The following is a 26,297-nucleotide window of genomic DNA, read 5'->3' on the forward strand; positions in this document are numbered from 1 at the left end:
TTATATAATTTATATCCTTATCTTCTATAATTTACAAATATTGATATCATTCTTTGATTATCGTAAAGTTTCTTTTTCACCTTAAGAATAAGCGATTTTGAAGCTTCGTTATTATAAGATATTCTTGCCGTGAATTTACTTATAGCGAATTTTTTATATGCATATTCAATTACCATATACAAAGCTTCAGTTGCATAACCCATTTGTCTAAAATCCTTATGGACTGCATAACTTAATTCGTATATATCGGCTTTATCTGTTTCAGTAAAACCGACAGTCCCTATAAGACATCCTCTTTGCTTTTCAACAACTGCCCAAAGCCCGTAATTATAAAATTCATATCTGTTTTTAATATATGATATAAATAAATCTCTGTCGGTAAATATTGCTACATCGTCATTAAAAGCACTAAGTTCCGAAAGGGCATTAAAATCTCCGGGCTTAAACTCTCTTATATAGATTCTTTCACTTTCCGACAGCATAAGCGGTAAATTTAAATGTCTGCATGCAACAGTATATAAAAAATCTTCATCTATATCATTTATATCCTCTATCTGTGTCAGTGCATATCTGCATAAACCCACAGGTATAGTGCTGTTTCCGTTTATAATTGCAATCACTGCCATCCCTGAACTAAGAGCATCATTGAGTACTTTTACCTCATCCGAAATAAGTACCGGAACCTGCTGCTTATCATACAGTTTAACATTTCTTAGGAGCTTCATACTCCATTCCCTTAGTATCAACTTTTATAGATTTAATCTGTTGTTTTTCAATCGGTCTGTCATTTGCACCCGTTTCAGTCTGAGCTATCCTGTCTACTGCATCCATACCCTCTATAACCATGCCAAAACCTGCATAGGCTCCGTCAAGATGCGGTGAATCCTTATGCATTATAAAAAACTGGCTTCCTGCGGAATTTGGATTCATAGACCTTGCCATTGAAAGCACTCCTCTTGTATGTCTTAAGTCGTTGGTGAAACCGTTTTGTGTAAACTCACCCTTTATGCTGTATCCGGGACCGCCCATACCTGTACCGTCAGGGCAGCCGCCCTGTATCATAAAACCCTCTATAACTCTGTGAAATATAAGGCCGTCATAAAATCCCTCATTTGCCAAACTTATAAAATTCCTTACAGTCTCAGGTGCCGTATCAGGATACAGCTCAGCCTTTATTATATCACCATTTTCCATCTCAATTACTGCCATCGGATTATTCATACTTAAATACCTCATTAATCTAGTCAAATTTGTTTTACTCAAGTATACAACTACAACGCAATTTAAACAAGAAAAATTAACAGCTGGAATTTTGAAATACCGGTAAATAAAAAACAGCAAACCTTTGATTTACTGTTTCTTAAACTACTGTATTTATTAAATTATTCAGTTCTGCAAGCCGGAATTTGTATTCATTATTTAATAATTGAAAACAATTACCTGTCTGCATACATCCACTTCGGCATCAACTCCAAACGGAATAATACATCTGGGTGTTGCATGACCGATATTCAGGTTATAGACAACAGATAAATCTTTATTAGAAATCTCCTCCAACAAAATTTTCCTGTACTCGTCATAATATGTTTCGTTTTGAGGTTTTCCAACTAAAACACCTGAAAGTACATCAAATATTCCATACTTTTTTATAGTGTTAATCATTTTTCTAAATAATTCCGGAGCAGGCTTTTCCTCACTGGTCTCTAATAACAAAATTTTATTTTTCCAATCTTCAAGTTTTGGAAATAAATTATATTTACTACAAACGGATACTGTGTCATTAAATCTGGTGTTGTCAAATACATAATATATCGACTCCAGGCAACCTCCTAAAATCTTACCCTTAAATACCGGCTTGCCACTTAATAATTCAAATCCGTCGTTTGTATACTTTTCCATATCAGTTCCGACAGCATTCTCACTAAAATCCTCTCTTTCCTGATACCAAACATCACTAGGACGCACTTCCTTTATTTTTCCCGTTGTAATCAGCTCTTCAAAGTATTTTTTTGTATATGGTAACATTTCATTTGAAAGTTCACATACGTCTGTCAAAAATGCCTGTCCATAAAATGTTCTGACACCGACTTTATTCAACATAAAATGATTTATGGTTGTATCAGAGAAACCCAAAAATATTTTTTGCTTAACAATATTTTCCAGTTCATTATTTTCAAACAAATAAGGCAACAACCTATATGTATCATCTCCTCCTATCGCACATAAAATCATATCAATTGAATCATCCTTAAAAGCCGTTAACAAATCATCCGCTCTGCTTTCGGGATGATTTTTTATAAAGTCAACACCTTTTAGTGCATTAGGTAAGAACTCAATCTCTATGCCATATTTATTTAATCTTTCTTTGCCTATTTCGAGTTCATGTTTGATAAAACTTTCTCCTAAAATCCCGCTTGACAGGCTAACTATACCTATTTTATTAACCATACATACTTCCTTTTACATTCATAGTAAATTTTTTAGCAAAGAAAAGCAGTAACCTTTTCTGATTTACTGTTTGTTTCTTAAATTACTATATTCAATTAGACAAATGGAGAATTATCGTCTATGTCCGGCTTTATCAAATGTTTTCCTAAGAGCAATCTCTGTAACAAGAAGTGCACCTGCTGATAAAAATCCTTGTACGGTACAAATTATTCCACCAACTAATCCAATTGTACTCACAGTCTTAGAAATAAATAAGAGCATCACTATAATTGATAAAGGCATCATAATTATACCCGTAAAAAAATAGTACTTACTGCAAAAATTATAAGCAAATTTCTCGGTATCATTATTTTTCACCCACATTGCCGTTTTAAAACCGAATACCTCCCTAGCTTTTCTACTTTTTAACAGATACCATCCAAGAGCAATCATAGTAAGAGGGTTAATTAAATCAATACCTACCATTAAAAGCCAAAATTTCATAATGAATGCCTCCACAAGTCCTAAATTTGTTTCATTAAATATTTATTGATATTCTACCATGTTTCAGTCCGGTTTTACAGGTCTAATTCGTTATCATATCTGCTTTCAAGTCATTCATAGAAACAGATAGAAAAAGAACTGAAAAGCCGGATACAAAACAGTTTGTTTTTCTTTACTCTTTCTGTTCTACTTTTACTAACTTTATATTTTAATTGTACTATATATACCGCTTCACAAGTTGGGTAAATATATGTTTTTTTTATGAACTTCTTGCAATATACTGACAGATGACTATAATTACATTTGTCAATTTTTAGAGATACTAAAGGAGTATTTAATTTTATGAAAATTTATAAGGAAAAAAATTATGATGAGGCATCAAAGAAAGCGGCTTCTATAATAGCCGCACAGATTACACTTAAGCCTGACTCTATCCTAGGGCTTGCAACAGGCTCCACTCCGATAGGTGCATATGAAAAACTTGTTGACTCTTACAAAAAAGGAGAACTTGACTTTTCAGGTATAACTTCAATAAATTTGGATGAGTACAGAGGACTCTCTCCTGAACATGACCAAAGCTACAGATATTTTATGAATTTACATCTCTTTAATCATGTAAATATCAATAAATCAAATACATTCGTTCCGGACGGTCTTGAAAAGGATGCTGACAAGGCATGCCGTTTATATAACTCAATTATAGAAAAATATGGCGGTATAGATCTCCAGCTTCTCGGACTCGGGCACAACGGCCATATAGGCTTTAATGAACCCGATACAAAATTCACATGCGATACACATTGTGTAGATCTTACACCCAGCACTATTGAGGCAAATACACGTTTTTTTAATTCACAAGCCGAAGTTCCCAAACAGGCATATACTATGGGAATCAGAACTATAATGCAGGCACGCAGGGTGCTTTTAATGGTTACCGGAGAAGCTAAGGCTGATATACTGAAAAAAGTGCTTTACGGTCCTGTAACTCCTGAAGTTCCTGCTTCAATCTTGCAGCTTCATAAGCATCTATATGTAGTAGCAGATGAGGAAGCCGCAAAATATCTGTAAAATGCTTTCTCTATACTATTCCGTATTAATATTTCTAAGTTAAAATATCATTTTTACTATCAAAAAAATAATTTTGGTTATAAAAATAACTTTACATACCGTTTAAACATGACTTTTTTTAAAAAACGCCTTAAGCTCTAAGCTTTAAGGTGTTTTTTGGTTTGATTATATATAACAAAATATGCTGAATTAGTAAAAAAACTGCCGGCGGCTATATTCTTTTTATTTTTATGTTTACATCTCATCAAATTCATTTATAATGGTATAAAAAGGGATATCATTTCATCTCTTTCGCTTATACATATTCAATTTTTTATTATATATTATATTTACAGGAGTTTTTATATATAAAGACTTCTGCCTGAATTTAGTCAGGAAGTAATATTTTCAGCATTATACTTTATATAAACCTTTTATATAAAGGGGTTATGTGAATATAAATATTTTTTATCTATAAAAATACAATTTTATTTTTTAAGGAGGATTGACAGAATGGCAAGTTTATCTCTTAAGGGGATAGAAAAACAATACCCGAACGGTTTTAAGGCGGTTCATAATTTTAATCTCGAGATAGCTGATAAGGAATTTATAATATTTGTAGGACCTTCAGGCTGCGGCAAATCAACAACTCTGCGTATGATAGCCGGTCTTGAGGATATCACAGGGGGAACTCTTGAGATAGACGGTAAAGCGGTTAATGATGTAGAACCGAAAGACAGAGATATAGCTATGGTTTTTCAAAATTATGCTCTTTACCCTCATATGACGGTTTATGATAATATGGCTTTCGCACTTAAGCTAAGAAAAGTTTCTAAAGATGAAATTGATAAGGCTGTAAGAAATGCGGCAAAAATACTCGGACTTGAAAGCATGCTTGATAGGAAACCTAAGGCTCTTTCAGGAGGACAACGTCAGCGTGTTGCTATGGGACGTGCCATAGTCCGCAATCCTAAGGTTTTTCTTATGGATGAGCCTCTGTCAAATCTTGATGCAAAATTAAGAGTGCAGATGAGAATAGAGATTGCAAAGCTTCATGAAAGACTTGGAGCCACTATGATATATGTAACTCACGACCAGACTGAGGCGATGACTCTGGGTACAAGGATAGTTGTAATGAAAGACGGTATTGTACAGCAGGTCGATACTCCTAAAAATCTCTACAACAACCCGGCTAATCTCTTTGTTGCAGGATTTATAGGTTCTCCTCAGATGAACTTCATGGATGCACTTGTAAATGTAGTGAATAAAAATACAGTTGAGCTTACAGTCGGAAAATATAAGCTCAATCTCCCGATAGATAAGGCTGAAAGACTTATAAAAGGAGGCTATGATAAAAAAACCATAGTACTTGGCGTTCGCCCTGAAGATATACACGATTCAGAGATTTTTATTTCAAATTCCCCTTCAAGTGTTATTGAAGCACAGGTAAAAGTCTATGAGCTGCTCGGTGCCGAGGTGTTTTTATACTGTGATTTTGAAGATATTCAGATAACTGCCAGAGTAAACCCACGTACAAACTTAGTTTCAGGTGAACGTGGAACATTTGCAATTGATCTTGAAAAGATTCATCTATTTGACAAAGAAAGCGGTGAAAGTATAGCCTTGAAGGAGCAGTAATAACTTTAATGTTATATAGTGATAAAGTAAAACCTAATAATGCTATTTCAGAAAAAAATTATGGCAGTGAAAAATAACACTAACAATTTAGGAAAAGATATGATCGAAGCAAAAGGTTTTGCAATTTAAATTTATACTGAAAACTTTAAAAATGACTATATAAGTCTTACGGATATTGCAAAATATAAAAGTGATAAGCCATTTATAGTTATTAATAACTGCCTGAGAAGCAAGGATAATATTCAGTTTTCAGGTTTACGGTAATCAATGCATAACCCGGATTTTAAACCTATCGAATTCGATAGGTTTAAAATGAAGCCGGCAGTAATGCATTTACATTATCACCACAAAAGTCATTGGTAAATGAATTGACCGGAAAGAAAGAATGATTGAACTGAGAAAGCTTGCAAGAACTAAATTGATATCAGGGGAACTTGATGCCTCTGAACTTTACTTTTGACAATATTATATGTCTGAATTTTTCTATAATCAATCAAATACATTGCAAATAGATTGATTTTGTATTATAATTCAAGTATAAATCATTACATTGGCAATGGAGGTGTACTATGGCAACATTACAGATTCGTATTGACGATAATTTGAAAAAAAATGCCGATTTTCTTTTTGCAAGTCTTGGACTTGATACATCAACAGCTGTACGCATTTTTTTAAATGCGGCACTTGAACATAATGGAATACCATTTATGGTAAGTCATACCAATCCGGATATATTGGAGGCAATTATTGATGCTCGCCTTTCCAGAAATCTTCACGGTCCTTACAATTCAGCTGAAGCCGCTGTACAAGCAATGCTGGAGGATTAGATGTATCAAATTTTATTTACCAATAAAATGAAACACGACCTTAAACTAATGAAAAAACGTGGCAAAGATATTTCAAAACTCACTGCCATCCTTAATAAATTATCAAATGATAAAATACTTCCTCATAAATATAAAGATCACCAGCTATCAGGAAATATGTCGGATTTTAGAGAATGTCATATAGAGCCTGACTGGCTGCTTATCTACCGCATCGAAAAAGATAAGCTCATCTTGACAGCCACTGCAACGGGAACTCATGCAGATTTGTTTAAGGTGTAAGCTAAATTTTGTTTACATTACCCAGGATATAATTAATATCCTGTTAATATCACCAGCCGTGTATATGCCGGTATATGCTGATCCAAATCAGCTCAACCGGCTTTTTTATTATATTTATTCGTTATCCGTCTATATTACCGTCCCTATATCCCTCTGCAGCTTCATAAGGTGCTTATATTCACTAATCAGCAAAACAACTGCAATTAAAATGATAATTATGTCATTCAAAGGCAATGCCAGCCATACTCCAAGGACGTTTCCGCCCAGTATGCGAGGCAATATAAGCACTAAAGGAACTGCCAGAAACAGCTGCCTTAACATAACTACCAGCCCCGCCTGCTTCGCTTTACCGATTGACTGAAAGTAGGTAACCGTCATTATAAGAAGCCCGTAGGTAGGAAACATGCAGTACATAATCCGAAAGTTGTATAAACCTAACCTTACAATAGATGAATCGGTAATAAATGCTGACAATATTTGTGTTGAAAAAATTTCAATTATAGCAAAGAAAAATCCGGCAAGGCAGGTAGAACCTATAATAAATATATTTGTAAGCCTTTTAACACGCATATACTCCTTTGCTCCGAAATTTGTTCCGACAGCAGGCTGCATCCCCTGACTCATCCCCCATATCGGAACAAAAGCAAGCTGCATAACTCTCTGAGCGGCTCCCATAAGAGCGATTTGGTGTTCTCCTCCAAAGTGCACCGCCGTATTATATACAACCGTCATTTGAATCAACATCATAATCTGCATAAGCATAGCACTCATGCCCACAGAAAAGATTTCAGGCAATAAATCCTTTGCAGGTTTTATTCCGTGAAAACGTACTACCGGACTTTTTTTCAGAAAATATATTAAGGTTACTAAAGCCTGAATAAATTGAGAAATTACAGTTGCTATTGCAACGGCTTGCGGTCCTTGAGATCTCATAAGCAGAATGAATATCGGATCCAATATAATATTGAGAATAGCACCGGCTGCCATAATTCCCATTGCGATCCCCATGCGCCCCTCTGCCCGTATCACCATATTTGCACCCTGCATAAAATTTACAAATATAGATCCGAGATATACCGTTCTTAAATAAGAAACACCCATGTTAAGGATATCTCCTTTCGCACCTGATAAACGCAAAAATTCAGGAGCAAATATAATACCTATAACCATAACCGCCGATGATAACATAATCACTAAAAAAGTAAGATTTCCTATAATCTTATCAATTATATCCTGAGCTTTCTTTCCGATCGCTCTGGAAAGGACTGAGCCCGAACCTATTCCCAGCAGTACCGCAATCGCATTGTTTATAAGTATAAACGGAGATGCTGCCGAAACCGCACTCATAGCATCAGTTCCCACCATTTGACCGACATAGATCGAATCGACAAAAGCATATAAGCCTACTATAAGCTGCCCTAAAATTGCCGGCAAACTGAGACTAATCATCAATTTCCAGGGATTTTCACTAAGTAATTTATCACGTATATCCATTATAAATATCCTCCTGTAAGTATATTTTCACATTCATTCATACATTAAATTATACCCTTTAAAGATACTGAGGCTTGGTTTATTTATCGTTTCTAAAACAAAAGTCGCATTTTTCACCGTTCATTCCCAGAGTTTGACTCCGCTCAAATACAAACCCCTCTATATTCCCAAATACAATATGATCACATAAACAGAATATCTCACAAAGTTCCGGGCATTCAAAAAAATTGCAGGTATCTGCCCAAAGACATTTAAGCACATCAATGCGGTAATACTTTTCATCATTTGACAGGATTTTACTTTTCCATATTTCATCACCTGACATCCCCTTTTTCATAAAAAAGCGAAAAACTCTGAAAAATCCAGGAATGTAAAAAAATGTTTTCAAAAGCTTATGTACCTTTTCAGCAATATAAAATGAATACTCCTTTACCAATTCCTTTGCCTCGTTTTTTGAAAGTCCAAGGTCTATAAATCCTCTGTATAATGCTATATTGGAGATTATACTGCTTTTTTGCCTCCTCTTTTGTTTTTGTGTCCATGCTCCTCTATCTATTTCATCAGTAAGAATTTTTCTTTTCTTTTCATACTCTGCATCTATCCTATCTAATATATGCATATCCAGTCTTCCCGAATAAAATTTTCTGTATGTCATGATCGACCCCCTAATTCCCATCCGATAGCCTTCTCACGGATCTCTACAAAACGTCTATAAAGCCCTTCCTCTCTTATAAGCTCCTTATGTTTTCCATGTTGTACAATCTGTCCGTCTTCAAGAACAAGGATTTGATCCGCACCTCGTACCGTATTAAGCCTATGAGCGATCATCAGCAGAGTTTTATTCTTTGTAAGCTCCGCAATAGCCTTCTGTAATTCCCACTCATTTTCAGGATCAACGCTTGCCGTGGCTTCATCTAAAATTACAACGGGGGCATCTTTTAAAATCGCCCGTGCTATAGATATACGCTGTTTTTCTCCTCCTGAAAGAGTTGAACCGCCCTCTCCAATCCTTGTTTTATATCCGTCAGGAAGTGCAGATATAAACTCATGACAGCATGCCTTTTTAGCCGCTGAAATCATCTCTTCCTTTGTAGCCTTCGGTTTTCCGAAGATTATATTATTTTCAATTGTATCTTCAAACAGGTAAACCTTTTGAAATACAATTGAGAAATTCTTAAGAAGACTGTCGCAAGTATAATCTTTTACATTGATACCTCCTAAAAGAATTTCACCCTCACGTACATCCCAGAAACGTGCAATCAAACTGCAAAGAGTTGTTTTGCCCGAACCTGAAGGTCCTACAATTGCACAGCTGGTCCCATGCGGAACAAAAAAACTGACATTATGTATGACTTCCTTTTCATTATATGCAAAAGAAATATTTGAAACGGTAATATCACAGCTATCCGGGGTAATATCCGTTCCATATTCATCAAGCATAGGCATTTTTGAGACAGCCTCAAGCCTGTCTAATGAAGCATCTACAACTCTTGCAACAGCGGCAGTGCTTCCTGCAAGTTCAACCGTTGTATATATCATAAAGCTTGCAACTATAAGCAGCAGACATTTTTCAGGAGACATCTCACCTTGCAGCAGCAGATAGGGGGCTGCAATAAGGATTGCAAATCTGGCAAATTTAAATACCATCTGAAATACGGCAGCTAAACATGAAAAAACTTTCTCCAATACAATGTTTGCCTCTGCACTTTCACTGATAGCGGCATCCATAGATTTATCTGAGCGTTCTGCAAGTCCAAACGCCTTGACTACAGCCATTCCCTGTATATATTCTAAAATGCCTGTTACAAGCCCTGCCTGTGCCGCTTGCCTGCGCATAGAATATTTCACTCCCGCTTTCTGCGTTTTTGCATATATAAAAAGAGAAAAAAGCAGTCCTATAAACATTAAAATACCGATTTTCCATTCATAAAACAGAAGCCATATACCTATCACTGCGGCATGGATAAATCCGCCTGCCACAGCTTCCATCACTGTAACGGCACTGGTTTCAAGATCTCCCAGTGTTGTAGTAACTGCGGCTGTAATATCACCGAGCCTATGTTCACTAAAATATCCCATAGGTACACGTTTTAATTTTTCTCCCAGCTCCATACGCCATTTTGAACACATGGAAAAGCTTCCTAAAGCTCCTTTTACGGAAGAAAGATTTATAAATAAAATACGCCCTAAGATACTTAAAAGCATAGTACCGAAAGATATCCATACAGTTTTGACCGGCATTGCACTGCCTGAGAGTGATGAAAGTATCCCGGTCAGAACCGAAAGCACCGCCATTATAGGAAGCATTTCAAATACAGAGTTACACATATGAAAAACAAATGATAAAATCAGCCTTTTTCTTTCTGTTCCTGAAAAATCCAAAAGCCGTTTGAACATATGAATCATGCCGACACCTCCTTAGTATCAAGGGCACTGATATGAGCATTCCAAAGCTCTCTGTACAGAAGGCAGCTTCCAAGCAGTTCAGTATGAGTACCTTCCGCTTCTATAGAGCCCTTATTCATCACTATAATCTTATCAGCCGCTGTAATTGTAGAAAGACGATGCGCTATTACAATAAGAGTTTTTCCTTCGACCAGTTTACTTATTGAACGCTGTATGACAACCTCATTTTCAGGATCTGTAAATGCCGTCGCTTCATCTAAAATAACTACCGGGCTGTTTTTTAATATAGCTCTCGCAATAGCGATACGTTGTTTTTCTCCTCCTGAAAGATTACTTGTACTGCCCCCGACAATCGTGTCATAACCGTCCGGAAGTAATGTAATAAAGTCATGACAAGCCGCTTTTTTTGCCGCATCTCTTATCTCCTCATCTGCGGCATCCGGCTTTCCCAGTCTTATATTTTCCCTTATGGAAAGATTAAACAGGTAGTTATCCTGTGAAACATATGCAACATGTTCCATAATCTGTGAAAGAGGTATATTTTTTACATCAATGCCTCCTATACTTACAACTCCGCTTCCCGCTTCCCAAAATGATGCAATCAGTCGTGCGACAGTGGATTTTCCCGAACCTGAGGGTCCTACAAAAGCTGTCATCTCATTTGTATCGGCTATAAATGAGATGTTATGCAAGACCTCCATATCTTTATAAGAAAAGCATACATTCGAAAATTCTATTTTTTCGCCCTCAAGCTTCACCGGTTGTACAGGTCTTTTCAGTTCCTGAGTATCTAACAGATTTCCTATTTCTTTAACAGTAGCATCCACCATAGCAAAACTGTCTGTATATCGCAGTGCCTGAATTAGAGGAGTGATAAGCCCTAATGACAGAATAATACAAGATATAAAACTGCCCGCATCTATACTCCGGTTTATATAAAATAAACTGCCGGCAGGAAGAACGCAAATCAAACTGGAAGGTGCTACAGCAATACCTGCCGAATAATACGGATTTGTTTTTTTGAGCCATTCCGCTTTAGAGTTTTCATTTTCTTTTACCGTTTCCGCATATTTCCGGTAAGAAGCACTGCTTTGATTAAAGGCTTTGACTACCTCTATGCCCCCTATATATTCAACAGTGGCTGCATCCATAGCTTTAGCAGCAGCAAGAACTCTTGCATAACGATTTTCATAATCTTTCATCATACCCATATAACATAACATTCCTATAGGAAAGGTTGCAAGAGAGATAAGTGCCAGTCGCCAATCAAGAAATATAAAGTAAATCAATGTTAATACAGGAATCATAATATTTGCCGTCAATTCGGGTATCATATGAGCAAGGGGTAGCTCCAATTTTTCAACCGTATCAACTATCATGGTTTTAAATTTCCCTGAAGGTGTATCTAAAACAAACCCCATAGGCACTTTTGATAGTTTTTTTGTAAGTGCCCTGCGAATATTTTTTAATATAGTGAATGCGGCTCTATGGGAGCGTATTGTCGAAACAGTCGATAACCATAACTGTAAAAGATACCCCGAAAGTGCAATAAATGCCATAAAGCTAATTGACTTCAAATTATAATCGCCGGCACATATCTGAATAATTATTCGTGAAACAGCTATATAGGGAACTATTCCGAAACCTGCGCCGAGTACGGCAAAAACAACCGAACTGGCAAGCAGAGCTTTGCAGGGGTGTGCAAACTCAATTAAGCGATCCAATGTGTTTTTTTGCGTATTTTTCATTCAGCCTCCTGGTTATATAAGCTTTAAAAGTCCATCCCAACCGGAATTAAAAAAAATTGCCAATTCCTTAATATATTCTATTGCCTGTTCTCTGGTCATATCATGAACAACAGTTTCAAATACAGCCGTAAAATATGCACTTGTAATCATGTGATGAAGCTCATGGCTGACACTTCCTGCTATCTTACCTTTGTCTTTAAGTAAAGTGTAATATTTCTCTGTCCTGGATACATCAAGCTCTACAAGTTCATGAATATAATCTGAGTATTTTGTGCCTTCAGAACAACAAATGATAAGTTTAAATTCTTCAAAATAATCATAAATATAATTCACAAAGTACAAAAGATATTTTGTAGACAACTCCCTGCTCTTAGCAGTCTCATTTTCAGAAATCAAATCAAAATGTGCATCCTGTGCAGATTTAAACTGCTCCGTTAAGCCGTCTGCCGCATCGGAAACAAGTGCTTCAAACAAAGCAGCCTTGTCCGGATAATATCCATAAAAAGCTCCTTTTGTAAAACCCGCTTCTGCTACAATTTTTCTAAGAGAGGCATCCTTAAAGCCTTTGTCTAAAAACTCACGTTTTCCGACCGTCAATATTTTTTGTTGTGTTTCTGATATTTTCATTAAATACCTCCGAATTAATATACCAGCGGTATATACCACTGGTATATTAGCATGGATTTCAGTTTCAGTCAAGAAGTTTCGAGTAATAACTCATTTTAAAAAGAGGCTGTGAGAACAGGGATTTTTAACCCTTTTTCTCACAGCCCCTTAATTTATGTAACTAAAACCGGCTTTAATTAAATTAATCTAATTTATATCAGCGTCCTACAACATCGTAAAACTCTGTGATATATCCCTCTTCATTTAAAACAACATTCGGTGTACCGGGTGCAAACATTCTCCAATTTGTATACTTTCTGTTAAGCATGTAGTAAAGAAGTTCAAGATCAGTCTTTTTATCACCATCCATCATGTGAACTATAACGTCTTTCTTTACCCTTACTACGGTGGAGAACTGCTCAGTAGTTCCGTCAGCTGCAGGTATACCCTTTGAAACTACCGCCTCAACCTCATAGTAGTCCCCCCTGTCTTTTATCTTTGTAGGAGTTATACATGTAAGCTCACCAAACTTTTCGGTAACCTTTGTATTAAAATATTTCTCATCCGCCTTGGCATCTTCTCTTATCTGAACAACTCCGTCAACAGTCCATGCACCGTTTTCATTAACTGTATATCCATCAGGTGTTGTATTGTTTTCATACATATACCCTGCATCATCAAAATAATAGCATCTCTTTCCTATCCACTGCCAACCGTTCTTAGTATAACTTCCATCATTATTTACAAACCACCATCCACGGTCATCTCTCTTCCAGCCATTAGGTAAAGTCTTTTTAATTTTTACAGCTGCAAAACTTGACATTGCCGTTAAAAGTACAAATGCCGATACAGCTGCCATACATACTAATTTTTTCTTTATCATTTAATCCTCCTTGGTTATGCACAAACAGTGCTTATTTTTTGTCTTAAATCCGGAAAAGGCGGCTATTATAACTGATAATATTATCAACCCTCCCGAGTCCTGCAAGCCAAACCAATCCCTCCATTCAGTGATAATGCAGGCTGTTTCAACACACAGATACCAATACCGGATCTCTCTGACAGATTATAACCTTATGTATAAATATATTCAATAACTATATGTAAAATGTAAATAAGTTATAGTAAAAACGTAAGCAATCCGTAAAATCTAGAATAAAAATCTGCAATAGGTTTTAAGTCAATATATGCTGTAATACAGTTCTTTCAGTTTAAATATTTTTATTTAAACTATTGTTCTTTTTAAAAATTTTGCTTATAATTATAGAAGTAAAAGATATTTTTCACTAAAAATAAAATATACTTTAAATAGGCAGGAGATTAATCCTGATAGTATTTATAAGGAGGTTATATGCATAAAAAACTATTGTTTATATCAACACTGACAGCAGCCTTATCATGCTTTTTTTTTACGGCACAAGCCGGTTCATGGCAAAGCGACGGCAGAGGCTGGTGGTATCGCAATGATAACGGCAGCAGTTTAAAAAGTTCATGGATTAAGGATAAGGATTTATGGTATTATCTTGATTCTGAAGGCTATATGAAAACCGGCTGGCTGCTTGACGGTTCAACATGGTATTACCTTGAAAAAGACGGCAGTATGTGCACTACGGTATTAAAACCGGATGATGTCAACCATGGAGTTACCTACTATTTTAATTCATCAGGTGCATGCACAAATCCGTATGACAGCTATAAAGATACCACCCGCAAAACAAAAAAGCTTTATTCAGGAAACCCGGGGCTTGGCATATACCATGAGGTTACTCTCACTTCAGTAGGTAAAGAAATTACAAATATATATATACGTAAATCAACATCATTTTCAGCACTTCATGTAAATGCAAAGAGTAAAGCCGAACAATTATATGAACCGTATATAAGTACTTATAAGTCTATAAAAGGAGTATCTGTAGATATCTCATATGACAACAGTACGGTGATTGAAAACACTGAGATAGACTTTAATGTACTTGATCTTTCAAAAATCGATAAGGTACAGATAGCAAAACTTATCTATGGTGAAAGTTACAGTACAAGCGACCTTGCAAATATTACCGACGCTGAAACTGTTGAGCAGGTACTTCGTAAGGCAGGCTATAAGATAAAAGAATAAACCACCCTTTCGGCAGCCGACATTATGTAGGCAAACCTGCTTATAGCGACTTGCCTGAGGAAGTGAGGCTGTTCATATTTTGTTTACAATCAGTTAAAAGTTCTTTTACACAATGAACAAACTCCTGTCATTTATGACATATATAATATCAGGCATAGATGAGAGATACGGAGGAGATAAAAATCTCAACTTCCGGTTATCTTGTCTGAAATAGCTTACAAGATTTTTTTCATAATACTCGAGCCGGCAGACCGAATCTGCCGGCTCTCCTCCCGTTATGGGATAATTTACTATGCTCCGCCCTCAAGCGGTGTAAACATCCTCTCATCCTTCATACCGTCTCTATGTTTCTTAACACGAATTTCTTCTTCAATACTCTCATTTATAAATATCTGCTGTGAATTAACCCTTACTTTACCTCTTAAATCCTGCTTTTCATATGAACCGTCGGGCATGTAGATATATGCTTTTACATTGTCTTCAAGCTCGGTTTTTAAATAATGCTTAAGCTTTAATTTGAGTTCTTCATCAACAACAGGAAAGACTATCTCAATCCTTTTTTCAAGATTTCTTGTCATCCAGTCGGCACTCCCAAGATAATATTCTTCCTCTGTATCAAGATTAAAATAAAATATTCTTGCATGCTCCAAAAAATTTCCCACTATGGAGTGAACTCTTATATTACTGCTGAGACCTTCAATTCCTGCCCTTAAACAACATATTCCTCTTACTATAAGTTCAATCCTGACTCCTGCACATGAAGCGGCATATAGTGCCTTTATTATATCCCTGTCAGACAACGAATTCATCTTTGCAATTATACAGGCATTATTCCCCTTTCTTGCTACGCTTTCCGCAAGCTTTATCTTATGAAGAAATTTATCCTTCATCCAAAGCGGTGCAACTATAAGTTTATTCCATGAAAGAGGCTCAGAATATCCGCTAAGCATATTAAAAACCGCATTTGCATCCTCTCCATAATCACTGCGACATGTAAACATACCTAAATCAGTATATATTTTTGCAGTTGTATCATTATAGTTGCCTGTACCAAGATGAACATACCTCATAATGCCTTCATCCTCTTTTCTAAGAACAAGAGTTATCTTAGAGTGAGTCTTTAACCCTACAAGTCCGTATATAACATGACATCCTGCCTGCTCAAGCTTCTTTGCCCAGAGTATATTATTTTCCTCATCAAATCTTGCCTTGAGCTCAACAAGCACCGTAACCTGTTTTCCGTTATCTGCAGCCTTGGCAAGTGCTGCAATAATAGGAGAATTGCCGCTTACTCTGTACAAGGTCTGTTTTATAGCAAGCACTTTAGGATCCTTTGCCGCCTCCTTGACAAAATCTATAACCGGTTCAAAACTCTGATAGGGATGGCTTAAAAGTACATCTCCTTTTTTTATATTTTCAAATATATTGTCATCATTTTCAAATCTTGGATTTGCTCTCGGTGTAAAAGCTTCAAGTTTATATTTTTCAAAACCGCAAAGTGCATAGACCTTCATAAGTACTGTAAGATCCAGTGGACCGTTTATTTTAAAAAGATCTTCATTGTCAATGTCAAGCTCATCTTTAAGTATTTTAAGCAGCCTTTTATCCATACCCTCTTCTGCTTCAAGCCTTATAGCTTCACCCCACTGACGTTTTTTAAGCTGTTTTTTTATCTCTTCAAGAAGATCTGCTGCATCTTCTTCATCAAGCTCAAACTCCGCATTTCTCATTATCCTGAAAGGATGCGCTGATATTATATTGTAATTTAAGAATAAATTATCTAAGTTTTTTTCAATAATCTCTTCAAGCAGAATTATAGTCTTTTTTATACCCGGCTTTTTTGCAGCATATTTTTCAGGTATCTCAACCACTCTGGGAAGTACTCCGGGTACCTGAACCACCGCAAAGTCAAGACCGTCTCCTGCATACCCTTTATAATTTACATTATGTGAATTTTTTTTACTTTGATTTTTTTTATTTATCCCTTTCATCAGAATAATTTTCTCTATTTACATTCTCTTTCTGTGCCTTGTCAATATTTGCAAATCCTACAAAAGGCTTTACATCCTCCCTCCTTTTTACAAGAGCTGCGATATTCAGTGTCTTATTTCTTATAAGCGGAAAGGGTCTTGAAGAATCTACCGCCATAGGAGTAAGCACCGGATAAACATTGTCTGCAAAATACTTGTCTATAAACTGAGCTTCATTTTCATCAAGCTCCTCATAATTTTCAATTATCCTAAGCCCTGCCTTTTCAAGCCTCGGAAGAAGTGAACGCTTATAGGTAGAATACTGCATATCAACAAATTCATGAGTTGCATCTGCTATGCTTGAAAGCTGTTTTTCAGGAGTCATGCCTGATATATCAGGCTTCATATAACCTGCATGCAGCATATCCTTTAATGATGCAACCCTTACCATATAGAATTCATCCAGATTTGAAGCGGTTATAGCAAGAAATTTAAGTCTTTCAAAAAGCTTTATCTCTTTATCTCTTGCCTCTCCAAGCACTCTTTTATTAAATTCAAGCCATGAAAGTTCCCTGTTTACATAATTTACTGATTTATTATCTGATTTATTTTCAGTCTTCTTATATGATTTTTTCTCAGCCATTTGTATAATCCCTGTTTTTTGTCTATTTTATGATAGTCTTATAAATATCCTTTTTTTTTAAATGCGTCTGAAATTTCAGGTAAAAAACAAACTTATCAATATATCCTTTTTCTTTTAAGTATCGCCTGTATGCCGCATATCTCTTCAAAATACACCTTATTCGCCTCAAATGCAAGAATTTCAAATATCATATCATCTGAAAATGCCGTAGATATAACAAGCTTTTCAGCTTCAACTTTAAACTTATAATCCTTTACCTGTTCTTTATAGGTTCTGCTTAAGGACTGGGCAAGCTTAAGTATTGCCATAAGCTTGGCAGCCTTTACATCTCTGTAATTAAGACTTTCTATACTGCCTGCCGCAACCTCCGCAATAAGAAGTCTTTCATCATGCGATATCCCTATAATTTCAGTGCTTTCAATTATATTTTTTGTGGCAGCGGGTGCATTCTTTATACTTATAAACCTGCCTACATTATGAAGTATACATGAAAGTCTGAGCAGCAGTCTGTCTCTATCATTTAATCCGTGTATTTTTTTCATGGCATCAAATATACCGACTGCGTTAACCTCAAGACATTCGCTGTCATTGCCGTCCGCCTTATAACGTTTTGCTATATTTCTCGAAATTGCAATTATATCGCCTGAAAAATCATGCATTGTCTTGATTATTCTGGAATCCTTTGTATATTCGGCTGCTATTCCGTCTATAAGCTGTATTCCGGGCAACCATATATCAGATATATCAAGCTTTTCTATTATACGCCTGTAAATTATAATACTCGGCAGTATTATACTTGAAAACCTATGATTTATTTCAAATTTTTCTTCAATATCATCAGCTTCAAGTTTTATTACATTTTCATAAAATTCAATAAAATTATCACGCTTTATAATTTTATTATTATAAAGTCCAGCCTTTCTAAAAAGATAAAGTATAGGATCGCCTATACATATGCAGGTTTTTATATCCTTGTTTTTTACAAAAAGCTTCCTGTATATCTCAAGATCATAATCAACCATCTTAGATATATTTTCAATAAGTTTATCTCTGCCTGCACTGCTTGCAGCAGTCATCTCATGTATCCTCAGTGCCCCGAACAGAAAATTTTGTGAATTTATCATCTCGGATTTATTAAATAATGTAAGCTGCACACTTCCGAAACCAAGATCCGCAATCACGGCACCATGTTCTATTGAAGCATTAAAATTATCCTCAAATGAAGCCACCGCCTTATAATTTATAAGTCTTTGCTCGGAATTTGATATAATTTTTACATCAAGTCCGGTGCGTACTTTAATTCTGTCAAGTATTATCCTGCGGTTTTTTGCTTCTCTCATGGCTGAAGTGGCATATGCTCTATAAGCATCTACCTGATAACCTGACATTATAAAGGCAAAATCTCTTAAAACCGTACACATCTCTTCTATAAGATCATAATTTATTTTGCCTGTATTATATGTATCTTTTCCAAGTGCTATTATATGTCTTATATAATCAATACGCCTTATACCTATGGTTTTGCCTATCTCATAAATACCGAGTTCAAGTTCAAATGAACCTACATCTATTGCAGCAAATCTTTTAATTGCCATATTCCCCTCGTATTATAAAGTAGTATAATATTCGCTAATTAACTGGACTGTATCCTGCTATAAATGCTGATAAAATCATAATTTAGAACAGGATAATTAATTAAACACCTTAATCTTCTCCAAATATAAAAGCCTGTCTTTTTCTGGACATAAGCATAATATGAGAAAAAAGTTCCTCTATTTCCTGCCTGTCTGAATTATCATCAGCGAGACTGCATAAAATCTTCAATTTCTCTTTTTCCCTAACCGGGTCATATATAGGCATGTTATTTTTCTTTTTATATTCGCCTATTTCATCACAAAGACTCATCCTTTTTTTATAAAGCCTCACGATCTCATTATCTACATCATCAACTGATTTTCTGATTTCCTGTAAATTCATATATCTTCTTAAATGTTTTGTAATATATTAAAAATAAATCTAATTTGAAACTTTTTATATAATAAAGTCCCGGTTTTCCATAGTGCTTAGCATTCCTGCAATTTTAGCTCTTGTATAATTACCCAATTTTTTTTGCACCTCTTTATCAAGTTCATCTATATAAATAGGTTCTCCATATTCCATAATTACACTTGAGGGATGTACAAACGGAATATGTTTTTCAAAAATATCGGCAGTACCCTTTATGGCAACAGGCACTATAGGGCAACCTCCCTTTTCTGCTATCTTAAATGCCCCTTCTTTGAATTCATCCATATCAAATTCCGTTTCACCCCTGACTCTTGTTCCTTCAGGGCAAATCCAGACTGATGTTCCGGTTTTTATATTTTTTATACCTGCCAGTATAGTTTTTACACTTTTTTTCATATCAGTCCTATCTAAAAAACGGCATCTCAATAAAAACATCCATTCTCTTAAAAGAGGTATATTCCCTAGCTCAGCCTTTGCTATAAAGCCCAGTCTTTTATGGGTATATGCATATGCCATAGCTATATCAAAATAGCTCCTGTGATTGCTTACAAAAAGTACAGTTCCCTCCTTAGGTATATTCTGTGTTCCGCTGACATATATACTGGAGCCTGTGGCTGCAAGTATAAGTTTTACAACTTCTGAAATAATAAACTGTGCAATATCACTTGCAAGACCTTTATTTATAAATCTGAGCAGCAATAAAAATACCATTACCGGTATTGAAATTATAAAAAAAACCACTAAAACTGAAGACACTAAGATTAATCTTATCATAATCCACCTTTTATTAATTATATTTATATAAACTCTGATTAAGTGTTTAGCAAATGCAAATGGCAGGTATTTTGCACCATTTCTATACAATTTTAGACACATCCATATACAGCTGTTTCAAATAAGTGATGATTTAATCATTATTTTCTAGAGCAGAGGACTTAGAAGTCGGCTGAATTGTTCTTTAAATCTTCTTATAAAACCTCTCTTTTCAAATATTTCAACTGTAAGCTCTTTTGAAAGTGAAATATCATTTATAAAATCATTTTCAAGTTTTTCTGTTGTTTCCTCATCATATATTGTGGCATTTACCTCAAAATTCAATTCAAAGCTTCTTATATCCATATTTGCAGTGCCTACACATGCACATTTTGAATCAACCATAACCGTCTTTGCATGAAGAAACCCGTTTTCATAAGTATAAACCTTTGCACCCTCATATAAAAGAGTACCTGCCCAACTTAAAGTTGCCCAGTATACAAATGGATGGTCAGGCTTACACGGTATCATAATCCTTACATCAATTCCTGACCTTACTGCGACTATAAGAGCACTTAAAACCGCCTCATCAGGTATAAAATAAGGTGTTTGTATATATATATGATGTTTTGCTCCACCAAACAGTTCTATAAAATTATTCCTAACCTGCTTTGTTGAGGAATCGGGACCACTTGCTATTATCTGTACACAGCATATTTCATGACTGCGTTTTTTTAAATTATTTATAAATTCATCATACATGTCATTTATATTATATTTAGGATCTGCAAATAAGTTTTCCTTTACAGAATAGTTCCAGTCAAGTGCAAACCGCACTTCAAGACTAAGAACACTCTCTCCTGTAAGCCTTAAATGTGTATCCCGCCAGTTTCCGAATCTCGGATCAGCCCCTATATACTCTTTGCCTATATTAAAACCGCCTATATATCCTATATAATCATCAATTACCACTATTTTTCTGTGATTTCTGTAATTCATTCTGGGATTAATCCAGCCAAGCATTGCCGGAAAAAAAATCCCTACCTTTATTCCCTCGGATTTAAGCTGCTCCCATTTATATTTAGGCATAAATCTGACTCCCATACCATCACCAAGTATTCTGACCTCAACACCTTGTCTGGCTTTTAATATAAGCTCCTTTGAAAGAGCATCAAATAAATAATCATTTTTTATTATATAATACTCAATATGTATGTATCTTTTTGCACTCCTTATATCGGATATAAGATTTTTAAACTTATCTCTGCCATTATTAAATATAGCGATTTTATTGTAAACCGTAAACATCGAGGCACCCGAATTCAGGTTATATCTTATAAGCTTTATATAATTATATATATATAGGCTTTCCATACCCTTTGTTCTTTCAGCAAAAAATCTCTCCTGCCTGGCAACTGAATAATGCAGCGTATCTTCCATTTCTTTTACTTTAAACATCTTTGACTTTCTATAATCCTGCCCCAGTATAAAGTATATAAATATTCCAAATACAGGTATAAAATAAAGCACAAGAAGCCATGTCCAGACAGTTTTAGGATCTCGCCTTTGAAAAAATACAATCATTATTGAAAGCATTATATTTATAATAATTATATTTCCTATTATAAGTTTCCATACATCAACCAGAGATTCAAATTCAAATAATAAAATCATACCCCTCCTGATATACCGGCTTACTATGCCTTTCTTTATTCGGGCATAATTTGCCATATATTATCCTATATTATCATCTCTTGTCCTATATCCCGTAATCCTTCGGCACTGATAGTATATCATTATTTGTTACTTTTGGCTACCTTAAACAATACCTCTAAAACCGCTTATATTGGGGTAAAATCTGAAATAATAAAAATATAATTATCTTATAAAGCAGTATACTGCCAAGAATTCCATGCATCATAAAATGTAATAAATAAAATACATATATACCCTGATAATAATTTTAAAAAGTAAAATAACCTCCGGACTGAATATATCTATATTACATCAGTCCGGAGGTTGATACAAACTTTATTATACTTCATCTTATAATATTATTTGTTAAATTATTGCTTTTTTAATATATTACCTTTTATATAAGCCTTTAGATCCTCTCCGGTTTCATCTACATCAATCATAATAGTATCTCTGGTATGGAGTCCACCTGAAAGTATAAGCTTTGCCGCTTTTGTTTCAACATGCTTTTGTAAATATCTTTTAAGCGGTCTTGCACCATAAAGCGGATCATATGCCCTTTGTGCCACAAAATCCTTTGCTTTTTGTGTAAGTTCAATTAAAAGCTCCTTATCTGAAAGCCTTTTATTTATCTCATCTATAAGAAGATTTATAATACTTCCTATATCCTTTCTTGTAAGCGGTTTAAATAATATTATCTCATCAAGCCTGTTTAAAAATTCCGGCCTGAAATGTGCCTTCAATTCTTCATTTACAGCCTTCTGTGCCTCAGATTTTATATTCCCCTCATTATCTATTCCTTCAAGAAGATAGCTTGAACCTATATTTGAAGTCATTATTATTATAGTATTTTTGAAATCAACTGTCTTTCCAAGTGAATCAGTTACCCTGCCATCGTCAAGCACCTGCAAAAGTACATTAAATACATCAGGGTGTGCTTTTTCAACCTCATCAAACAGTATTACAGAATAGGGTTTTCTTCTTACCGCCTCGGTAAGCTGTCCGCCTTCATCATAACCCACATATCCGGGAGGCGCACCTATAAGCCTGCTTACTGAAAATTTCTCCATATATTCACTCATATCTATACGCACCATATTTGACTCATCATCAAACAGCTGTGCAGCAAGTGATTTTGCAAGTTCAGTCTTTCCAACTCCTGTAGGTCCTAAAAACAGAAATGAGCCTATGGGTTTGCCGGGATCCTTTATACCAGCCTTTGATCTCTGTATCGCCTCACATACCTTTATAACCGCTTCATCCTGTCCTATAACTCTTTTATGCAATTCTTTATCAAGGTTAAGAGCTTTCTCTTTTTCAGACTCATTTAACTTTGATACAGGTATATTGGTCCATTTTGATACAATCTTTGCTATCTCTTCCTCAGTAACCGACTCATGTACCAAACTTAAATCTTCACTTTTAACTTTCTTTTCCTCTTCTTCAAGGCGTTTTTTAAGTTCAGGAAGTTTTCCGTATTGAAGTTGTGCCGCAGTCTCAAGATCATACTTTTGCTTTGCTTCATTTATCTGCTTATTAACATCCTCTATCTCCTGCCTTATATAAGCAAGTCCTTCAACACGCTTTTTTTCATTTTCCCATTTCGATTTCTGCTCAGAATACTTATCTCTGAGCTCTGCAAGGTCTTTTTGAAGCATTTTAAGCCTATCCTGTGAAAGACTGTCATCTTCCTTCTTAAGTGCAGCCTCCTCTATCTCAAGCTGCATGGTCTTTCTTCTAAGTTCATCAACCTCAGCAGGCATTGAATCCATTTCAGTCTTTATAAGTGCACAGGCTTCATCAACAAGATCTATCGCCTTATCAGGCAAAAATCTGTCGCTTATATATCTGTCTGAAAGTATTGCAGCACTTACAAGCGCTAAGTCTGTTATTTTTACCGAGTGATAATTTTCATACCTTTCCTTAAGTCCTCTAAGTATTGATATGGTATCTTCAACACTAGGTTCATCTACAAGCACCGGTTGAAAACGTCTTTCAAGTGCAGGATCTTTTTCTATATATTTCCTATATTCATCAAGTGTAGTCGCACCTATACAATGAAGCTCACCTCTTGCAAGCATCGGTTTAAGCATATTTCCCGCATCCATACTACCCTCACTTTTACCTGCTCCAACTATTGTATGAAGTTCATCTACAAAAAGTATTATCTCGCCGTGGCTGCCTTTAACTTCATCAAGCACAGCCTTAAGTCTTTCCTCAAATTCACCTCTGTATTTTGCACCTGCAAGAAGTGCTCCCATATCAAGTGCAAAAAGTCTTTTATCTTTAAGCCCCTCAGGGACATCTCCTCTTACTATTCTTTGTGCAAGCCCTTCTACTACTGCCGTTTTTCCTACACCCGGCTCACCTATAAGCACAGGGTTGTTTTTGGTTTTTCTGCTTAATATCCTTATTACATTTCTTATCTCATTATCTCTGCCTATTACAGGATCAAGTTTTTGCTCCCTTGCCCTTTCAACAAGATCATAACCATACTTACTAAGTGTATCATAAGTTGCTTCAGGATTATCGGAAGTTACCTTTTGGTTTCCTCTTACCTCTGACAGTACCTTTAAAAATCTGTTTCTATTTATACCATAGCTTTTAAAAATTTCCTTTACTGAACTATCAGCATGCTTAAGCATGGCAAGAAATATATGCTCAACTGAAACATATTCATCTCCCATAGCTTTTGCCTCATCTTCTGCAGAAATGAGTACTTTATTTAATCCCTCACTTATATAGAGCTGTCCGCCTGAAACCTTAGGCAAAGTTGTAAGTTTACTCAAAGTTTCATTTATAAGCATCTCCTTGGAAACTCCCATTTTCTGTATAAGGTTCAGTATAAGAGAATCATCAAGTGTTAAAAGTGCATATAACAAATGTATCTGTTCAACCTGTTGGTTTCCATACTCATATGCTGATTTTTCAGTGTTTTTAACTGCCTCAATTGATTTTTGTGTAAATTTATTTATATTCATATCCCTTTTCCTTCCCTTTTTAATCATTTTAGTTTATATAATATATTTATAAATATTAGCAGTATCTATTTTATTTATTACTTTATATTTAATGCTCCCTATATTGGGAGCAGCTTAGTTATACTTTTACTTCTGGCTTCCTGTCTGGTATCTCCTTTTATCTGATATAGTCTTATATATTATATATGTTATATGTGTACTATAACACACGATTGGATTTATGTCAACTACTTTTACTAAATCAATTAATTTTTTTCTGTCAAATATATAATTCTGTAAATATATTATTATGCAAATAGATATTTAAGTAATGTATTTACCAAAGCACAACAACCTTATACGATTTGGCAAACATCAGAAAATTTAAAGTTAAAATCCTATACTCCTGAATTTTAAAAAGCTATACGAGAGTACAGGCTGTACTCTGTTAAAATAAGCTCTTTAAAATAAGCAATTTGAAATAAATATTTTAAAATAGTGTCTTCAAGTGTCTTCAAAACACATATAAATAAAAAAACAGAAGCCTTGATTTTACAAGCTTCTGCTAAAATAATATAAAGCACGAGACGGGACTCGAACCCGCGACCCCGACCTTGGCAAGGTCGTACTCCACCAACTGAGCCACTCGTGCGTATCATAATAAATATATAAAATATAACATCAATTTCCCGATACCCCGTACCCTCAAAACCGCATATCAGACAAAATCCACATGCTCCAGCCTCTGGTTAAACCCTCGACCTATTAGTAACGCCTAGCTTAGTACATTGCTGCACTTACACCTGCGTCCTATCAACCTCGTAGTCTTCAAGGGGTCTTAACGCTTACGCGCGGGAGGTCTCATCTTAGGGGGGGCTTCACGCTTAGATGCTTTCAGCGTTTATCCCTTCCCGACTTGGCTTCCCTGCCATGGGGTTGCTCCCCAACAGGCATACCAGCGGTCGGTCCGTCCCGGTCCTCTCGTACTAGGAACGGCTCCCCTCAAACTTCCTGCGCCCACGCCGGATAGGGACCGAACTGTCTCACGACGTTCTGAACCCAGCTCGCGTACCGCTTTAATGGGCGAACAGCCCAACCCTTGGGACCTGCTACAGCCCCGGGATGCGATGAGCCGACATCGAGGTGCCAAACCACTCCGTCGATGTGAACTCTTGGG

At 35.6% G+C, this 26,297-nt stretch carries 20 protein-coding genes, 1 tRNA gene, 1 rRNA gene and 1 pseudogene; 5 read left to right on the plus strand and 18 right to left on the minus strand.

Annotated elements, in window-relative coordinates:
• Positions 1-17 precede the first annotated feature (17 nt).
• The 4 genes from HMPREF9333_RS05765 to HMPREF9333_RS05780 form a co-directional block, all read right to left on the minus strand.
• Positions 18-725 (minus strand): GNAT family N-acetyltransferase, encoded by a 708-nt coding sequence (locus HMPREF9333_RS05765; protein ID WP_005540539.1) that lies wholly within the window; start codon positions 723-725, stop codon positions 18-20.
• Entirely contained in the window at positions 703-1,221 is a 519-nt protein-coding gene (locus HMPREF9333_RS05770) for a peptidylprolyl isomerase (RefSeq protein WP_005540540.1), read from the minus strand. Before HMPREF9333_RS05770 ends, HMPREF9333_RS05765 begins: the two co-directional genes overlap by 23 nt.
• A 198-nt stretch (positions 1,222-1,419) precedes the next feature.
• Positions 1,420-2,448 (minus strand): S66 family peptidase, encoded by a 1,029-nt coding sequence (locus tag HMPREF9333_RS05775; protein ID WP_005540542.1) that lies wholly within the window; start codon positions 2,446-2,448, stop codon positions 1,420-1,422.
• 111 nt (positions 2,449-2,559) lie between these two features.
• On the minus strand, positions 2,560-2,931 hold the full coding sequence (locus HMPREF9333_RS05780) for an SdpI family protein (RefSeq protein WP_005540544.1): 372 nt from the start codon (positions 2,929-2,931) through the stop codon (positions 2,560-2,562).
• A 342-nt stretch (positions 2,932-3,273) separates the two neighbouring features.
• Here HMPREF9333_RS05780 and nagB point away from each other — a divergent pair, with 342 nt between their 5' ends.
• From nagB to HMPREF9333_RS05800, 4 genes are all read left to right on the plus strand, one after another.
• Positions 3,274-3,999 (plus strand): glucosamine-6-phosphate deaminase, encoded by a 726-nt coding sequence (nagB, locus tag HMPREF9333_RS05785; RefSeq protein WP_005540546.1) that lies wholly within the window; start codon positions 3,274-3,276, stop codon positions 3,997-3,999.
• A 492-nt stretch (positions 4,000-4,491) separates the two neighbouring features.
• Positions 4,492-5,616 carry an ABC transporter ATP-binding protein gene (locus tag HMPREF9333_RS05790; protein ID WP_005540548.1) on the plus strand — a complete coding sequence of 375 codons (1,125 nt, stop codon included), beginning with the start codon at positions 4,492-4,494 and terminating at the stop codon, positions 5,614-5,616.
• Between the two features lie 569 nt (positions 5,617-6,185).
• A complete protein-coding gene (locus HMPREF9333_RS05795; RefSeq protein WP_005540549.1) occupies positions 6,186-6,443 on the plus strand; it encodes a type II toxin-antitoxin system RelB/DinJ family antitoxin in 258 nt (85 codons plus the stop codon).
• Complete coding sequence (locus tag HMPREF9333_RS05800; RefSeq protein WP_005540551.1) at positions 6,444-6,722, plus strand: type II toxin-antitoxin system YafQ family toxin; 279 nt, start codon at positions 6,444-6,446, stop codon at positions 6,720-6,722.
• 129 nt (positions 6,723-6,851) lie between these two features.
• Here the strand turns inward: HMPREF9333_RS05800 and HMPREF9333_RS05805 are convergent, their stop codons facing one another.
• The 6 genes from HMPREF9333_RS05805 to HMPREF9333_RS12220 form a co-directional block, all read right to left on the minus strand.
• A complete protein-coding gene (locus tag HMPREF9333_RS05805; RefSeq protein WP_005540552.1) occupies positions 6,852-8,216 on the minus strand; it encodes an MATE family efflux transporter in 1,365 nt (454 codons plus the stop codon).
• 79 nt (positions 8,217-8,295) lie between these two features.
• A complete protein-coding gene (locus HMPREF9333_RS05810) occupies positions 8,296-8,871 on the minus strand; it encodes an L-2-amino-thiazoline-4-carboxylic acid hydrolase (protein WP_005540553.1) in 576 nt (191 codons plus the stop codon).
• Complete coding sequence (locus tag HMPREF9333_RS05815; RefSeq protein ID WP_005540554.1) at positions 8,868-10,622, minus strand: ABC transporter ATP-binding protein; 1,755 nt, start codon at positions 10,620-10,622, stop codon at positions 8,868-8,870. Before HMPREF9333_RS05815 ends, HMPREF9333_RS05810 begins: the two co-directional genes overlap by 4 nt.
• A complete protein-coding gene (locus HMPREF9333_RS05820) occupies positions 10,619-12,370 on the minus strand; it encodes an ABC transporter ATP-binding protein (RefSeq protein ID WP_005540555.1) in 1,752 nt (583 codons plus the stop codon). The genes HMPREF9333_RS05815 and HMPREF9333_RS05820 overlap by 4 nt, the downstream gene beginning before the upstream one ends.
• Before the next feature lie 12 nt (positions 12,371-12,382).
• Positions 12,383-12,997: a TetR/AcrR family transcriptional regulator gene (locus HMPREF9333_RS05825; protein ID WP_005540556.1), complete on the minus strand. Its 615-nt coding sequence runs from the start codon at positions 12,995-12,997 to the stop codon at positions 12,383-12,385.
• Positions 12,998-13,193: 196 nt separating this feature from the next.
• Positions 13,194-13,859, minus strand: a complete 666-nt coding sequence (locus HMPREF9333_RS12220; RefSeq protein WP_005540557.1) for a hypothetical protein — start codon at positions 13,857-13,859, stop codon at positions 13,194-13,196.
• A gap of 468 nt (positions 13,860-14,327) precedes the next feature.
• Here HMPREF9333_RS12220 and HMPREF9333_RS12225 point away from each other — a divergent pair, with 468 nt between their 5' ends.
• Positions 14,328-15,092 (plus strand): DUF1307 domain-containing protein, encoded by a 765-nt coding sequence (locus tag HMPREF9333_RS12225; RefSeq protein WP_005540558.1) that lies wholly within the window; start codon positions 14,328-14,330, stop codon positions 15,090-15,092.
• A 290-nt stretch (positions 15,093-15,382) separates the two neighbouring features.
• Here the strand turns inward: HMPREF9333_RS12225 and HMPREF9333_RS05840 are convergent.
• The 8 genes and pseudogenes from HMPREF9333_RS05840 to HMPREF9333_RS05880 form a co-directional block, all read right to left on the minus strand.
• Positions 15,383-17,705, minus strand: a pseudogene (locus HMPREF9333_RS05840) (RNA degradosome polyphosphate kinase).
• Between the two features lie 95 nt (positions 17,706-17,800).
• Positions 17,801-19,300: a Ppx/GppA phosphatase family protein gene (locus tag HMPREF9333_RS05850; RefSeq protein ID WP_005540563.1), complete on the minus strand. Its 1,500-nt coding sequence runs from the start codon at positions 19,298-19,300 to the stop codon at positions 17,801-17,803.
• 109 nt (positions 19,301-19,409) lie between these two features.
• Entirely contained in the window at positions 19,410-19,682 is a 273-nt protein-coding gene (locus tag HMPREF9333_RS05855; protein ID WP_005540565.1) for a chorismate mutase, read from the minus strand.
• 54 nt (positions 19,683-19,736) lie between these two features.
• Positions 19,737-20,486, minus strand: coding sequence for a lysophospholipid acyltransferase family protein (locus HMPREF9333_RS05860; protein WP_040882334.1), 750 nt, complete (start codon positions 20,484-20,486; stop codon positions 19,737-19,739).
• 147 nt (positions 20,487-20,633) lie between these two features.
• Positions 20,634-22,139 (minus strand): cardiolipin synthase, encoded by a 1,506-nt coding sequence (gene cls, locus HMPREF9333_RS05865; protein ID WP_040882336.1) that lies wholly within the window; start codon positions 22,137-22,139, stop codon positions 20,634-20,636.
• Positions 22,140-22,531: 392 nt separating this feature from the next.
• Positions 22,532-25,141 (minus strand): ATP-dependent chaperone ClpB, encoded by a 2,610-nt coding sequence (gene clpB, locus HMPREF9333_RS05870; protein WP_040882337.1) that lies wholly within the window; start codon positions 25,139-25,141, stop codon positions 22,532-22,534.
• Positions 25,142-25,699: 558 nt separating this feature from the next.
• Positions 25,700-25,772 (minus strand) — tRNA-Gly (locus tag HMPREF9333_RS05875).
• Positions 25,773-25,865: 93 nt separating this feature from the next.
• Positions 25,866-26,297 (minus strand): 23S ribosomal RNA (locus tag HMPREF9333_RS05880); the annotation flags it as partial.

Origin of the sequence: Johnsonella ignava ATCC 51276 (genome assembly GCF_000235445.1) — a bacterium.
GTDB lineage: Bacteria > Bacillota > Clostridia > Lachnospirales > Lachnospiraceae > Johnsonella > Johnsonella ignava.